The 15,116-nt window shown below is 68.6% G+C and carries 12 protein-coding genes; 8 read left to right on the forward strand and 4 right to left on the reverse strand.

What is annotated here, in order from left to right; all coding sequences use genetic code 11:
- Window positions 1-54: 54 nt before the first annotated feature.
- From ACF07S_RS19820 to ACF07S_RS19840, 5 genes are all read left to right on the forward strand, one after another.
- Complete coding sequence (locus ACF07S_RS19820; RefSeq protein ID WP_391974679.1) at window positions 55-573, forward strand: hypothetical protein; 519 nt, start codon at window positions 55-57, stop codon at window positions 571-573.
- A 99-nt stretch (window positions 574-672) separates the two neighbouring features.
- Window positions 673-2,988: a hypothetical protein gene (locus ACF07S_RS19825; protein ID WP_391974680.1), complete on the forward strand. Its 2,316-nt coding sequence runs from the start codon at window positions 673-675 to the stop codon at window positions 2,986-2,988.
- A 24-nt stretch (window positions 2,989-3,012) separates the two neighbouring features.
- On the forward strand, window positions 3,013-3,561 hold the full coding sequence (locus ACF07S_RS19830) for a hypothetical protein (protein WP_391974681.1): 549 nt from the start codon (window positions 3,013-3,015) through the stop codon (window positions 3,559-3,561).
- 201 nt (window positions 3,562-3,762) lie between these two features.
- Window positions 3,763-4,440: a hypothetical protein gene (locus ACF07S_RS19835; protein ID WP_391974682.1), complete on the forward strand. Its 678-nt coding sequence runs from the start codon at window positions 3,763-3,765 to the stop codon at window positions 4,438-4,440.
- 12 nt (window positions 4,441-4,452) lie between these two features.
- Window positions 4,453-4,983 (forward strand): hypothetical protein, encoded by a 531-nt coding sequence (locus ACF07S_RS19840; RefSeq protein WP_391974683.1) that lies wholly within the window; start codon window positions 4,453-4,455, stop codon window positions 4,981-4,983.
- A 317-nt stretch (window positions 4,984-5,300) separates the two neighbouring features.
- Here ACF07S_RS19840 and ACF07S_RS19845 read toward each other — a convergent pair whose 3' ends face one another.
- From ACF07S_RS19845 to eccB, 3 genes are read right to left on the reverse strand one after another with little or no spacing between them, the layout of a single operon-like run.
- Window positions 5,301-5,528 carry a hypothetical protein gene (locus ACF07S_RS19845; RefSeq protein WP_391974684.1) on the reverse strand — a complete coding sequence of 76 codons (228 nt, stop codon included), beginning with the start codon at window positions 5,526-5,528 and terminating at the stop codon, window positions 5,301-5,303.
- Between the two features lie 35 nt (window positions 5,529-5,563).
- Window positions 5,564-6,880: a type VII secretion-associated serine protease mycosin gene (gene mycP, locus ACF07S_RS19850; protein WP_391974685.1), complete on the reverse strand. Its 1,317-nt coding sequence runs from the start codon at window positions 6,878-6,880 to the stop codon at window positions 5,564-5,566.
- A gap of 30 nt (window positions 6,881-6,910) precedes the next feature.
- Window positions 6,911-8,437, reverse strand: a complete 1,527-nt coding sequence (gene eccB / locus ACF07S_RS19855) for a type VII secretion protein EccB (protein WP_391965541.1) — start codon at window positions 8,435-8,437, stop codon at window positions 6,911-6,913.
- Between the two features lie 228 nt (window positions 8,438-8,665).
- Between eccB and eccE the strand changes: the two genes are divergently transcribed.
- The 3 genes from eccE to ACF07S_RS19870 all read left to right on the forward strand — a co-directional run bounded on the left by eccE (window position 8,666) and on the right by ACF07S_RS19870 (window position 13,992).
- Window positions 8,666-9,946 carry a type VII secretion protein EccE gene (eccE, locus tag ACF07S_RS19860; protein WP_391974686.1) on the forward strand — a complete coding sequence of 427 codons (1,281 nt, stop codon included), beginning with the start codon at window positions 8,666-8,668 and terminating at the stop codon, window positions 9,944-9,946.
- Window positions 9,946-10,719: a hypothetical protein gene (locus ACF07S_RS19865; RefSeq protein WP_391965539.1), complete on the forward strand. Its 774-nt coding sequence runs from the start codon at window positions 9,946-9,948 to the stop codon at window positions 10,717-10,719. Before eccE ends, ACF07S_RS19865 begins: the two co-directional genes overlap by 1 nt.
- Window positions 10,720-11,022: 303 nt before the next feature.
- Window positions 11,023-13,992 (forward strand): SCO5717 family growth-regulating ATPase, encoded by a 2,970-nt coding sequence (locus ACF07S_RS19870; protein WP_391974687.1) that lies wholly within the window; start codon window positions 11,023-11,025, stop codon window positions 13,990-13,992.
- A gap of 170 nt (window positions 13,993-14,162) precedes the next feature.
- On the opposite strand, the gene ACF07S_RS19875 is transcribed toward ACF07S_RS19870, so the two are convergent.
- Window positions 14,163-15,116: a bifunctional riboflavin kinase/FAD synthetase gene (locus tag ACF07S_RS19875; protein ID WP_391965537.1), complete on the reverse strand. Its 954-nt coding sequence runs from the start codon at window positions 15,114-15,116 to the stop codon at window positions 14,163-14,165.

Raw genomic sequence — 15,116 nt, forward strand, 5'->3', positions numbered from 1 at the left:
CCGTCCGGCCGGCAACGGCACTGATGATCCTGTACACCGGGAAGGTAACCGTCCATGGCATGGGCCGAGTGGGAGCAGCTCAAAGCCGACGCCCTGCAGCGGCAGCAGGATTCCACGCAGATGCAGCTCAACCAGCTGGACGGGGGCGGTGGTTCCGGCGGCCTCGGTAGACCGAGCGCGTACGGCGACCTCAAGGTCGCCAACGACGGACTCACCAAGATCGGCAAGGTCGCCTTCGGGCTCTACAACCAGTTGTGGGACAAGGCGCGGGTCGCCGTGCCCAGCAGCGATTCGGCCGCCGCCGACCTGTCGAAGCAGGGCTTCGCGCTCGGCGCGGGGCTCAAGCACGTGTCGAACCGGTGGGAGGAGCAGCTCAAGTCCCTGATGGACGCGTGCGCCCACATCTCGAACCACATGCGGGTGACCAAGAAACTGCACGACAACGACGAGGGTTACATCCAGCGTCGGATGAGCAGCATCGCCGCCCTGGACGCCGGGTTCGACGAGCGGGTCGGGGCTCCGGGCGAGAAGAACACGATCTATGGGGAGTCGAGCAAGAAGAAAGAGGAGTAGTGGAACGCTGAGGGCGTCTTCTGCCGCGTCCCGCACTCATCGCTGCTCGTACCACCTTCCCCCAGTCTGCTTTTCGTTTCCCTCCCAGGATGTATACCCATGGAACTGGACACGCTCCGCGACGCCGACTTCAAACTGCTCGACGACGCCGTCGAGGACTGGTCGACGCTCGTCAGGAGCCTCGGGGACCTGAAGAAGGACGCCGAGGACGATCTGCGCAAGGGTGCCAACAACGCCGATTGGGCCGGCGTGAACGCCAAGGTCTCCAAGGAGTTCATCGGTAAGACGGCCGGCGAGTTCGCGGACGCCCATACCCAGGCGGAGAGCATCTACAAGATCCTCAGCGACACGGTGGGCGAGCTGAAGGGTTACCACCGGCAACTCGTCGACGCCCTCGATGGCGGCCGGAAGAGGAACCTCACGGTCATCGGCCACGAAGGGGGCTTCACGGTCACCACGAACGCTCCTCCTGAGGCGCGGAGGGCGATGGACCAGGACAGCAAGGGCGACATCACGGCCCTTCGCGACGAGATCCAGGGGATCCTAGACAAGGCCACCGAGAGCGACAACTCGGCCAGGACCGTTCTGCAGGCCCTGGTCGACCAGAGCAAGACGGGCTTCTCCGACGCCGGTTACGCGGACCGGGACTCCGCCGCCGAGGCGCTCAAGCAGGCCGACCAGTTGGCCGCGCTCGCCAAGAAGAATCCCGACGACCTGACGGTCAAGGACTTCGACAGGATCAACGCCGGGCTCAAGAAGTACGTCGGTGACGATCTGTTCGCCGAGCGGTTCGCCACAGCGCTCGGGCCCAAGAAGACGTTGGAGTTCTGGGCCGGGCTCAGCGATCCGCACAGGGGCAACTGGGAACTGGGGCGCGACCGTCTGGAGCAGTTCGACGACCTGCAGCGGAACCTGGGCACGACCTTGGCGAACGCCACGCAGAGCGATACGGCTGCCATGGCGGGCTGGAAGCGCACGATGATCGACATCGGTGACAAGCCGATCTACGGCAACCATGGCGGCCCGATGGGCTTCCAGGTCATGAGCAACCTCATGCGGACCGGCGACTACGACGACCGTTTCCTCAAGGATTACGGTACGAAGCTCATGGCCACCGAGCGCAAGTTCACCGGCAACGGTGAGCATGCGAACACCGCCTGGCACAGCGGTCCCATGGCTCCGCGGCTCAACCGGATCGGGGAGGACAGCGGGGTCGACCCGCTGACGGGCTACCTGAAAGGCCTGTCCAACAGCCCGGACGCGGCCACCGACTTCTTTAACCAGCAGTTCGTGTCGAAGAATGACCCAGACAATCCGTTCGAGCGGGACACCGACGACGACGGCAAGAACGGAAAGGTCTCACTGTCCAACTTCCAGTACTTGTTCGAGGAGCGGGAGTGGCCCCAGGAGAAGAATGCCAAGGGAGATGATCTCCATACAGGTCAGAACAACTTGGCCCTGGCACTGGAAGCTGCGACGACGGGACATCCGGCGGGTGAGATGCCCACGGCGGATACACCACTACACAACGCACAGCAAGCGAAACTCATGGAGAGCTTGGTTGTCTCTATTGCGGACGACCCCGAGCGACTGACCAATAACGGATACATGTCCGACAGTATCGGCCAGATCACTTCTGAGTATCTTCCCGACCTAAACCGCTCCTTGAGTGATGTAAAGAGGGACCCGGGGTCCGAAGACTGGCGAGACATCGAAAAGTTGCATCCGATCGCCGGCGCAGAGGCAGAACTCGCCCACACGGACGCAACCAAGCTCCTTTTCGCTATCGGACGGAACGAAGAGGGGTATGCTGCCGTGGAGGTCGGTCAGAAAGAATACATGGGGCGCCTCATGGACTACCACCTGAATCCCGACCTACCGCCGGACCGGCGGGTATCCGACAATTACCAGTTACTCATTGAGCAAATTGCTGGTAGGTCAGGGGAAATCTCCGGGACACTTGGACTTGGCGTCCAGGAGGCCATTGGCAAGGAAGCATCGGACAAGGACAAGGGCTACGAGCATGCGGTCGCCCAGCGGAAGAACACGATTTCCGGCACGGTCGGCACCGTGGTCGGTGTGGGTACGTCCTTCATTGCAACACCCTGGATCGGGGCTGTGGTCGGTGGAGGCACCGGTACCGCGACCAACGTCGTTCTGGAGGCGGTGTTCGAAGACGCCGAGGGGCAGGCCAAGCAAGCGGCCCAGACCACAGGTGGGCAATTCTGGCAGGAAGGCATGAAAAGAAATCTCGCCATTACGTCGGCTGCCGCACGCGCAGCAGCCGACGAGTATCACACAATTGACTCGGGGGATGCCGCCATGGCTGCGCATACGGCAAATCGCCAGGGTTATCTCAACGCCCGAGACATTGTCAACGGCCAGTCCCCTGACAGTATCACAAGTTACTCATAGCCTTACAACAGAAGAAAGACACTCATGAATCACCACCGAAAGAAAATGCAGCGAAAAATCATTTCTATTCTTGCGGCCAGCCTCCCGCTCTCCTTCCTTACCGGCTGCAGCGCCGATGAAAAGAATCGCAACTACACGATACCCCGCAGCTTGTGCGGAATTAAGGTGGTCTCCGATGAACTAACCGCATTTTTGCCTCCAGGGGAAAAAATTAAGGTTCGAAAAGAGATTCGTTCATGGATTACCACATGCAAGGTCGTGGTGGACGACACGCTCATATTGACAACTACCCACGAATGGCTGCCCAAGGGAAGGACCACTACGTACTTCGCTTCAGGGCAGACACTTGAGGACATCAATTTTTCAGCGGAGGGCGGCCGTTTCCGGTACTCCGGAAATGAGGGTTTTGGGAAAACTCAAAAGTGTGTGGACGAGGTCCGCGGACAGGAACTGTATGCAGCTCTGCAGGCATCCGGTTCAAAACACATGGATTCCGACGCCATGAAACATCTCATCATTTCCTACACCAAGGAAGTCGAAAAATCTCCTGATTGCACCGAAACACTGCAGTAAAAAGCTCCACCCGCACCCCTGCTGAAGGACAGTTCCCCCGAGACTCCACTTACAGATTGGCTGAAGAGGCAGCTCGGAAGGCCGGCGAGGCCGGCGAGGCCGGCGAGGCCGGCGAGGCCGGCGGCCAACGCTATCCGCTTATTGAGGCGTCCGTGGGGACGTCCGCAGAGAGTGGTTTCAACAGCGCTCGCACCAAGGTACATGAATACCTTGAAGGCGAGGGAGTTCTCAGGTCACTCGACACAGAAGGATGAGGAATTGAATCTCACCAGGAAAAAGGTCTTGCTCGTGGCAGCATCGGCACTTTCTCTGACTATCATAGCCACCACCTTCCACCACTTCTCCCTTCCACCGTTCAAGAAGAAGGGAGCGATCCGCGCAGAAGAAGTATGCGATTCCCTCGGAGGTAAGACCGATGCCGTTTCCACCCTGAAGGCCATTCTGCCGGACAAGGCATCCTACTCGTTCAACGACAGCACAACAGATCCTCGCATCGGCGAACGGGACGACTCATACGCGAGTTCGTGCTTCGTCAGCGGGGATGGAGAACAACTTCTCTCGGCCAGGGCCGAGATGCTGGAATACCGTGAAACGGACAGCTGGGTACGGGAGGCTGTGGAACAATTTGCTCCTCGGGCCTCACTTGAATCTTTCCCTGCCGGGGACAAAGCCGTAGCCTCCAGTAAGGTGTCCGCCATCTACGTCCCCTGCACTTCGCATGGAGTCAATCGTCACCTGAGCGTGATTGTTCGACTGAAGCAGCACGGAGAAGCGGACCCTTCAGAGCTTCGGCAGCACCTGATCGTTCTGACCAAGGAAGCCGCCTCCCGCTCCCACGAAGCGGCCCACTGTGATGCGCCGTCCAGAGTGTCAAGCTGAGTAGATTGAAATATGCTCGGTCTGATCACCCGACGACTCACAGCATCCGCAATCGTGCTCACGGCGGTCGGCGTACTCACCGGATGCTCGGGGCCTGACGCGGAGAAAAATTATGACGTCCCCGAATCCCTCTGCGGCATCTCGCTGCCCTCGGACGTCACCACTGAGCTGCTCCCGCCGGGAGACAAGATCGACGTCCACGAGAAGAACCCGGTACCCAGCTTGAAGCGCTGCCAGGTGAATGTCGACGGCGAGATGGCTCTCAGAGTGAGCCAGGAATGGTGGGAGGAAGGTGACACCGTCGTCGACGTGGCCCAGGGGGTACCACAGGTGAAGTCCGCCGTGTTGACGGATGACAGCGACTCCCTGCTCACCGGCACGGGAGCCGTGCAGCAAGCGCGTTGCAGCAACCCGGAGCGTCCTGAACACATTCTGTTCGCCACCGCGCAGGTCTACGCCGACGGCGTGGACGACTCGGCGGCGATGAAGGAGTTGATCACCGAGTACACCCGGGCGGTCGAGCGTTCCGCCATCTGCCGTTGAGGGAGAGGTAAGCCGGGAGCTAGGAGGGCAGGCGGATCAGCAGGTGCCCTCGCGGTTCGTCGCCGCGTACGCGTGAGCCGGTACCGTCATTCCCTCACCTCCGTCGATGCCCGGGGACAACAGCCAGTCGTCCTCCTTGGAGGGGGTGCGTGGTACGTGGACGCAACAGGCAGTTCCCGCGCCGTTGCCCGTGACCATGAAGGTCGAGTCGGCGGCCGGGTGAGGGCGTCGACGCCGCCGTGGTCCACGGCCGCGTTCTTGATCACCGTGGAGCCGCTGCTATCGATGACCTCGTTTCCACGTGCCGTCCAGAGCCGTCACAGCCTGCTCCACGACACTGGTCGGTTCGTCGTCGCTCCGCTCCCCGCGCCGTCCCCGACTGCCAGGACGCGGACGCCCGTGACGGTCAGGACCACGGCCATCGTGACCAGCACCAGGCGCGTGACGACGAAGGCTGCGTCCGGGACGTCGGGGGCCGGGGGATTGGGGGACTCGCGCCAGGCCCGTACGCGGCCGGCCTTGATGCAGGCCGTCGCGAGCAGCACGGCGGCCAGGACGAGGCGGAGTACCGGCAGTTGTGTCAGGCGTGGCCTCCCCGGCCCCCGTGCCGGCGTCGTGCGTCCCTGACCGCGACCGCCGTGCCGGTCAGGCCCGCCACCAGGACCAGGCCGCCGACCGTCACGTACGTCCCCAGACGGGTGTTGCGTTCCTCGGCCGTCTCGCCGAAGTGCAGGGGGGCCACGGCGGGCGCCTCCGCGCGGATCTCCCCTTCCTCGGCCCGGGGCGACTCCACGGGGCGGGCCGGATCGACGTCCGTGAGGGCCTTGACGGGGTCGACCACGCCCCAGCCGACCAGGCGGTCGTGGCCGGGAATCGAGCGTTCCGCGGTCTGTTCGATCTGGGCGACGATCTGGCGGGCCGTCCACTTGGGGAACCTGGCCTTCAGCAGGGTCGCCACCCCGGCCACGTACGGTGCGGAGAAGCTGGTGCCGTTGTCCGCGCAGTGGCCGTTGCCGGGGACGGTGGACACCATGTCGACGCCGGGGGCGGCCACGCCCACGAACTCACCGGACTGGGAGAAGGGCGCTCGCTCGTTGTTGCGGTCGGATGCCGCCACGGCGAGAACGCCCTCGTAGGAGGCCGGGTAGGTGACCTTGACGTTGCCTCCGAGGCCGTCGTTCCCGGCCGAGGCGACGATCACGACCTCCTGGTCCAGGGCGTGGTCGACCGCCTCCTCCAGGCTCGGGTCGGGCCGGACGGCGTTGGCCGTGTCCTGGGAGATGTTGATGACGTCGGCGCCCGCCCGGACGGCATGGTGGATCGAGGCCGCGAGTGTCTCGGCGGTGCCGTTGCCCTCCGCGTCGTTCTGTTTGATCGGGATGACGGTGGCCTCGGGTGCCAGGCCGACGAAGCCGGTGCCTTCGGCGGGGCGGGCGGCGATGATGCCGGCCACGCGGGTGCCGTGGCCGACGGTGTCGGTGGTGCCCTGGGCGTTGCCGCGCTCGATCCTCTCGCCCTTGGCGTTCTTCGACGGCAGGAAGTTCCTGCCCTTCGAGGCGTCGACGGCGTCGGAGAGCTGGGGGTTCTTCACGTCGACGCCTGTGTCGATCACCGCGACCCGAACGCCCTCCCCCTTCGACCGTGCCCAGAGCGCGTCGAGGTTGACGCGTTGCAGTGCCCACGGCCGGCCCTCGTACTTCTTGGACGGGAACGTGCACCGTCCGGCGTCGTCCGCCCGTGCCTCGGGAGCTGCCGGAAACACGAGAACGGTCCCCGCGAGGACGGTCGCGGCGAGCACGGTCACCGTCGTACGCGACAGTGCGCGAGGGTGTCGGACCGCCCGTACGTCGTCGGTCCGTTCGGTGGCGTCGCGCCCGGTGCGGATATGTGTCGGCATGACTGGTCGCTTCCTGACGGGCCGTGGCGGTTAGGAACCCTGCGGCTGCCGCGCCGCCGCTTCCGACAGGCGCGGGCCGGTGGGCAGGAACGTCGACCACTGTGCCGGGACGGGAGAGGGGGGCACCTTCTCGTAGCCGAGGCGGGACTGGGCGATCCTGGCCTCGTTGAGCCCCTGCTCACGCTGCTTGTCGGAGGTTCCGATCCCCTCGTCGTCCGTGGCGCTGTCGCTGTTGGACTGCAGGGCGTAGCGCAGCCCCGTGTCGGTGACCAGGAAGACCCCGCCGGCGCCGGTCTCCGTACCCTGGAACTGCCGGTAGAGCTGACCGGAGCCCGGGGTGACGTAGGCGCTGGACGAGCCGGTGGGCAGTTCCGCCGGGAAACCGGTGCCCGCCCAGGTGGACAGGGTCGTCCTCCCCTTCTCGGCGTCCACCGAGCGCAGGACGTTGCAGACGGTGTTGCGGCCGGACGTCGCGGCGGTGCCGTCGTTGACCGTCTTCGGCCGGTACGACGGCCAGTTCCGCTCCCCTTCGAAGTCCGTGCTGTCGACGACCGCACCGGGGCTGACCTGCTGGGCCTCACCCGCCTGCCCGACACCGACCAGGTCGCCGCTGTTGAGCAGCAGGGTGGCGGTGAACTCGGAGACGCGTGCCACCTCGCCCGGCAGGACGACGTAGTACTGCATGCGCCGGCCGTCATACGCCTTGATGACCATACCGACCTTGTCGTACTGGCGGAGGGCCTCGGCGGCTCCCGCTTGCGCACCCGGTGTGCCCGGGATCTCCGGGACGGAGATCGGGTCGCCCCGGTGAAGGGTGTCCAGCCACTCCTGGGACACGCGCTGCGGGGCGCGCCCCTGGGTGTCGAGGGCCTTGAGGAGTTCCTTGTCGGCCGGATCGGCCAGCGGATAGGCGTAGCCGCGGGAGTCGACCACGTACGGGGAGGTGCCGTCCGGGCCGACGACGTACATCAGCTCGCCCCGGGAGAGCTTGCCGGAGCCCTCGGTCCTGGACCACTCCTTCTCCGCGAGGACGAACGCCGCCTTCTGGATGGCGCGGCCGCCGGCTCCGGGCCGCTCACAGACCGCCCAGCGCTTGGCGGCCTCGGCCTCCTCGGGCGAAGGCAGCCGGTCGGGCGCGTAGGGGATGCCGATCGTGGCGCCGTGCGGTGGTTCGCCGCTGTCGAGGACCTTCTCCTTGACGGTGATGACGCTGTCCTTGTCGGGGTCCAGGAGGAGTTTCGCGGACGCCATGTTGAGGACGGGGTGCAGTTGTTTCTTCCCTTCCGTCCTGAGCACGACGTACCGCGTGGTGGAGTCGCTGGCCACGATCACGTGCGCCCCCGGTTCGTCCCATCCCTTCGGGGCCGTCGGGCTGAACAGGCCGATCGCGCCGAAGACGGCGAGGACGACGACGGCGACGATGACGCCCGGCACGACTGCCCTGAGCGGCTTGGGGGCGTCTTCCTCCGAGCCCGAGGGGGAGGGCTGCAGGAAGGACGCGAGTGTGCGGCGCTTCGCGAAGGTGTAGGCGTTCAGTTCATCGCGCCGTGATGCCATCTGCTCTCGATCTCTCCCCGTGCGAGGAAGTGGAGGATCGGTGGATGATCAGTGGGTGGCCACTGAACATCCGTCCCCACACCCCCGGTTGTCTCTGGAACCCCGACTGTCGATCCGGGCTCCTACTATGCCTGCTGCGCGTTCGGGTGTGCGGCACGGGTAGGGTGCTGGGGCCCTGCCGGTTTCCCGCGGGCAGTGTTTCAGGGAGAGTTCGGGGGTTTTTCAGTGATGGCTTCCGCGCCACGGACCCGGTCGCGATCGCAATCGGCGACGTCGAGGGCCGTCGCACCCCGTCTGCGGACGCGTTCGGGGCGCGGTGGCTCCTTCCTGGTCCAGCGGCTGGTGCTGCTGGAGCTGGCGGTCACCCTGGTGGTGTGCGGCTGGCTCATCGGCCCTTTCGTCCTGGTGCCGGGTGCCGTCGTCGCCGTCTTCCTCTGCGGGCTTGCGGTCGTACGGCGCAGAGGACACTCCCTGCCGGATTGGCTGGGCAGCCGGCTGGCTCTGCGTGCCCGCCTCCGGAGAGCGGCGAAGACCCCGGTGCCGCAGGACGTCGACCCCGGTCTGGTCCCCGCGGTGGAGTGCGAGCCGAACCTGCGGACGCACACCTACAGCCACGGCGGCGACCGCGACCGGCGGCCGACGGGCATGGTGGGTGACGGGAGCTTCCTCAGCGCCGTCCTTCAGGTGGAGGCCGACGCCGGTGCCCTGCGTGCCGAGCGCGGCCGCAGGCCGCTCCCGCTCGCTCTGGTCCGGGACGCGCTGGACGTGGACGGCATCCGTCTGGAGTCGGCGCAGATCGTGCTGCACACTCAGCCCGCACCCGCGCCCCACCTGCCCCAGCAGTCGGTCGTGGTGACCAACTACCAGCAGCTGCAGACCGGAACCGTCTCGCCGGCGGTCCGCATCATGTGGATCGCGCTGAAACTCGACCATGAACTCTGCCCCGACGCGGTGGCCGCGCGTGGCGGCGGGATCCTCGGAGCGCAGAAGTGCCTGGTGCGGTCGGCGGAGCACCTGTCCAGTCGGCTGACGGGCGCCGGTTTCCGGGCGAGCCTGCTGACCGAGGAGGAACTGACGGCCGCCATCAGCACGTCGGCGTGCGCCAACCCCATGGTGACCGCCCAGGCCGGACAGAGCGACGCGCCCCGGCGGCGGACCGAGGAGTCCAGCCGCAGCTGGCGCTGCGACAACCGCAGGCACACCACGTACTGGGTCCGCCGCTGGCCCTCGCTCGGCGGCCCCGGCAACGGTCTGCCCCAGCTCGTCGCCGAGCTGACGGCGGTCCCCGCGCTGGCGACGACGTTCAGCCTGACCCTGGCCCGCAGCGGGCAGCGGGACGTGGCGGTCACCGGCCACGTGCGGGTCACCGGCCGCAGCAGCACCGAGCTGGCCGCTGCCCGCCGCGCACTGGAGCATGCCGCACGCCGGGCGCGAACCGGGATCGTACGTCTGGACCGGGAGCAACTGCCCGGTGTGCTCGCCACTCTGCCGCTCGGAGGTGCCCGCTGATGGTCATGCCGACATCCCCCGCACCGGCCGGTCCGGTCGCCGGGACACAGCCGCCCGTCGGTCTCCGGGACCGTCTGCGCACCGGGTTCGGTCTGCTGGGACCCCGGCATCCACGGCACACGCTGCCCTTGGCCGAGGCCGACGTGCTGGCCCTGCCCATAGGCGACGACGGTGTCGTGGTGGGTGTGAACGCCGAGGGACAGCCCGCTGTTCTCGGAGTGAACCGCCCGACACCGTTCGACATCCTGCTCATCGGTGGTCTGTGGACGACACAGGTGCTGGCGCTGCGCGCGGCGGCGACGGGGGCGCGGGTCGCGGTGGAGACCGGTCGGCCCGGGCACTGGGCGCAGGTCGTGCAGGCGGTCGGCGGCGGCCAGTCCGGGATGACCGTGCACGAGGTGGGCCGGGTACCTCCGCTCGGCGCCTCGGCGACGGGTCCCGTCCTGGTGATCCGGGACTGCGGCATGCGACCGCCGCGCGGGCGGGTGACCTCGGCGCCCTGGCAGTCCGTCCTCACGCTTCTGCCCTATCTGAGTCCGGTTGCGCCCAGGTTGGCGCGTCAGGCACGCCTGGTGGGTGTGCAACGCGTCTCGCCCGATGAGGCGGTGGAGATCGGGCGGGTGACGGGATTGCCCCGAGCCGAGTACGAGTCACTTCCCACCCTCGCCGACGGCGTCACCTTGTGGTGCACGGAGCGGGACCGGCAGTACGTGATGACGCAGCCGACGGATGCCGAGATCGGTCTGGTGGGAACGCCGCGTCGCATGGACTGACCGGACGGCTCACAACTCTTTGGGCCCCATGTGCGGTTTGACGCATCTGCGGGTGTTTGCCGAGTGGTGAGTGACCGTGCGTGCCGCGAACCGCAGCTGCCGCGAGGTGGGCAGGGCTGACGGGGCAGGGCTACTGGTGATTAGGGTGGTACCCGGCGCGACGCCAGAACCCGGGGGCCAGACATCGGCGTCCTACAGGGAGGGCCGGTTCGGACGACTTCGTTTCCTTTTCGGACACGTCGGACGACGAGAAATGGTCGCCTCAGCACGGCACGAGGGTGCTCGACCACACCAGGAGGAACTGTGAGCAGCGACCGGGACGGGACGCGCGGGGGCTGGGCGACACCCGGCGATGACCAGCCCGACGCGGAGTCCGCCATCGAGACGACGGGCGAGTTCACCATCGACTACGCGCCGCCGGCCTGGTACACCCAGAACGCTTCGGGGAGTTCGGAGTCGGGGGCGTCGCCCTCGTCCTCCGGTTCCCCCACCGCCTCCGGTACGTCCGGTTCGCCCAACTCACCCGCTTCGTCTTCCGGTTCGTCCCCTTTTTCGCCTGCTTCGGTTCCCTCGGTTCCCTCGGCTCCCCCTTCCGCCGGGCCCGTTCCGCCGTTGCCCGGACTGACTCCGCCGCCGCACACGCCTGCGCCGGGCACCCCGTTCACGCCGCCCGCGCCGCCTTCCGGGGAGCCGGTGGCCGTGCCCCGGCTTCCGGTGGGGAGCGGGTTCGAGCCGCAGCGGCCGGAACCGGAAGGGGAGGAGAAGCGCACGGAATCCGGTACGGCCTCCCCTGCTGCTGTGCCGAACGTCCCGGCCGGCGGGTTCCGGTCGCAGTGGTCCGCGCCGGCGGCCGCGGGTGAGCAGGAGGCGCAGCCCGGCAACGGGGATCTGGAGAGCGGCGCCACGCTTCGGTTCTCCGCCGCCGCGTTGAAGCGGGAGATCGCCGAGCGCGATGCCGCGGCGACGCCGGAGGCGGAGCCGCGGCCCGAGCCGGCCGGCGACGAGGCCGGGGCGGACGCCCCCGAGAGCAGCGCCGATGTCTCCGGCGTCGCGGCGGGCACCTCGGACACCGATGACGCGGAGAGTGCTTCCGCCCCGTCCGGTGTCCCCGGCCTCGGCGAGGTACCCACCTCCGAGGCCGGGGACACCGGGGAGGCCGAGGAGCCTCAGGACGTCGACGACGTCGAGGGCGTCGCGACCGGGGAAGCCTCCGCGGTCGGCGACACGGCAGCCGAGGACGCCGGGTCCCCCGTGACCGACGCGGACGATGCCGCCGCGCCCGAGGGCGCCACGCCGGTGACCGACGTCGAGGAGGACGGCGCGCCCTCGGCCGCCGTCCCGGCCGTGTCCGACGCCCCGCCCGCCTGGACTCCCCCGGTGCCACAGGCTCCGCCGGTGCCTCCGGCGCACCCCGCCGTCCCGGCGCCCGCGGCCCAGTGGCCCGTACAGCCGCCGCAGGACCCGCCCGTACCCGCCCCCCAGCCGGCGGGAGCGGGCGGGCCCGGACAACCCCGGCCCGAGCCCGCGGCGGCCCAGGACCAGTCGGCCGCGCCTGTCCAGCAGCCGCCGTTCCAGCCGCAGGCTCCGCAGCCCGCGCCCGCCGCCTGGAACCCCCCGGCCGCCCCTGTCCCGCCCGCGCCGCAGGCCGGGTACGGCTTCCCCCAGCCGCCCGCGCAGCAACCCCCCGTGCAGCAGCCACCGGCTCCGCAGGCGGGGTACGGATTCCCCCAGCAGGGCACCCCCGCCCCGCAGCAGCCCGGGACCCCGCCCGCACCCAGCCCGCAGGCCGGATACGGCTTCCCCCAGCCGGGACCCGCCGCCCAGCCGCCGGCTCCCCCGGCCGGATACGGCTTCCCCCAGCAGGGCACCCCCGCCCAGCCGCCCACTCCCCCGGCCCAGCCCGGTGCCTACGGCTTCCCCCAGCAGCAGCCCGGCGCACCGGCGCAGCAGCCCGGAGTGCCGCCGCAGGCACAGCCCCCGCACCCCGGGCAGGTGCCGCAGCAGCCCGTCGATCCGCGTACCGGGGCCGTCTGGCCGCAGGCCGTTCAGCACGACCAGCGGCAGCCGACCAACCCCGGCGCGGCGCCCCTCGGTTACACCGCGGCCGTGGAGCTGTCGTCGGACCGGCTGCTCAACAGCAGGAGGCAGAAGGCGAAGAGCAGCCGCCCCGCGGCCGGCGGTTCGCGCTTCAAGCTGGGCGGGAAGAAGGAGGAGGCCGAGCGTCAGCGGAAGCTGGAACTGATCCGTACGCCGGTGCTGTCCTGCTACCGCATCGCCGTCATCAGTCTCAAGGGCGGGGTGGGCAAGACGACCACGACCACCGCGCTGGGCTCCACCCTCGCCACCGAACGGCAGGACAAGATCCTCGCGATCGACGCCAACCCGGACGCCGGCACGCTCGGCCGCCGTGTGCGGCGCGAGACCGGCGCCACCATCCGGGACCTCGTCCAGGCGATCCCGTACCTCAACTCGTACATGGACATCCGGCGGTTCACCTCGCAGGCGCCCTCCGGTCTGGAGATCATCGCCAACGACGTCGACCCGGCGGTGTCCACGACGTTCAACGACGACGACTACCGGCGCGCGATCGACGTGCTCGGCAAGCAGTACCCGATCATCCTGACCGACTCCGGCACGGGTCTGCTCTACAGCGCGATGCGCGGGGTGCTGGACCTCGCCGACCAGCTCATCATCGTCTCCACGCCGTCCGTGGACGGTGCGAGCAGCGCCAGTACGACGCTGGACTGGCTGTCCGCGCACGGGTACGCGGATCTCGTCTCGCGGTCCCTCACCGTCATCTCGGGAGTGCGCGAGACCGGCAAGATGATCAAGGTCGAGGACATCGTGGCGCACTTCGAGACCCGGTGCCGGGGTGTGCTCGTGGTGCCGTTCGACGAGCACCTGGCCGCCGGCGCGGAGGTCGACCTCGACATGATGCGGCCGAAGGTGCGGGAGGCGTACTTCAACCTCGCGGCGCTGGTCGCCGAGGACTTCGTCCGTCATCAGCAGTCGCACGGACTGTGGACCTCGGACGGCAACCCGCCGCCGGTCGCCGCCCCGCCGCTGCCGGGCGGGCCCGTCCCGGGCCGGCCGGGCCCCTACCCCCAGCAGCCCTACCCCCAGCAGCCGCAGCCCGGACAGGCCTACGGCCAGCCCGCGCAGCCCCCGGCCCAGTACCCCGGGCAGGCCTACCCGCAGGTCCCGGGCCAGCCGTATCCTCCGCAGCCCGGACAGCCACAGCCCGGACACCCGGGACACCCCGGGCAGCAGTAAGGCTCCTCGGGCGGGCCGTCCGCCCCGCCACGTGAGCGGCCCCTTGCCAGGGGCCGCTTTCGTGTGCGCGGCCGCGACCCGTCGTCGGGCCCCGGCCGGGACGGCGTCCGCGTCCAGCGGCCCATGGGTCGTGAGCCGTCGGCCGGCGGTGGCGGGGGCGTGCCGTGGGGCTACGGCTTCCCGGCCGCGGCCACCAGTTCCCTGCAGCGCTCGACGTCCGCGGCCATCTGCTCCAGCAGCGCCTCGAGCGTGCCGAACCTCGCCTGGCCGCGCACGAAGGCGAGGAAGTCCACGGCGACGTGGAGGCCGTACAGGTCGAGGCCGACGCGGTCGATGGCGTACGCCTCGACCGTGCGCTCGGTGCCGTCGAACTGCGGGTTGGTGCCGACGGAGATCGCGGCCGGCATGGCCTCGCCCTGGGCGTGCAGCCAGCCGGCGTAGACGCCGTCGGCGGGGACGGCGGTGTGCGGGAGCGTCTCGACGTTGGCGGTGGGGAAGCCCAGGTCGCGGCCGCGCTGGGCACCCCGGACGACCACGCCCTCGACGCGGTGCGGACGGCCCAGGATCTCGGCGGCGCCCTCGACCTCGCCCTCGGCGACCAGGCGGCGGGTGAGCGTCGAGGAGAACGGCTCGCCGCCGCCCGCCTCACCGGTCACGTACAGATCGACGACCTCGACCTCGAAGTCGTAGACCCGGCCCTGCTCGGCGAGGAACGCCACGTTGCCCGCGGCGCGGTGCCCGAAGCGGAAGTTGGGGCCCTCCACGACCGCCTTGGCGTGCAGCTTGTCGACCAGGACCTTCACCACGAAGTCGGCGGCGGACAGCTTCGAGAACTCGGTGGTGAAGGGGAGGATCAGTACCGCGTCGACGCCCAGTTCGGCCATCAGTTCGGCGCGCCGATGGTGCGGGGCGAGCAGCGGCGGGTGGCTGCCGGGGCGGACGACCTCGCTGGGGTGGGGGTCGAAGGTGACGACGACGACGGGGACGCCGAGCGCCCTGGCGCGGCCCACGGCATGCCGGATGATCAGCTGGTGTCCGCGGTGGACCCCGTCGTAGGAACCGATGGTGACGACGCTGCGCCCCCAGTCCTGGGGGATGTCCTCCAAGCCACGCCAGCGCTGCAC

Source organism: Streptomyces sp. NPDC016640 (assembly GCF_043076215.1).
Taxonomy (GTDB): Bacteria; Actinomycetota; Actinomycetes; order Streptomycetales; family Streptomycetaceae; genus Streptomyces.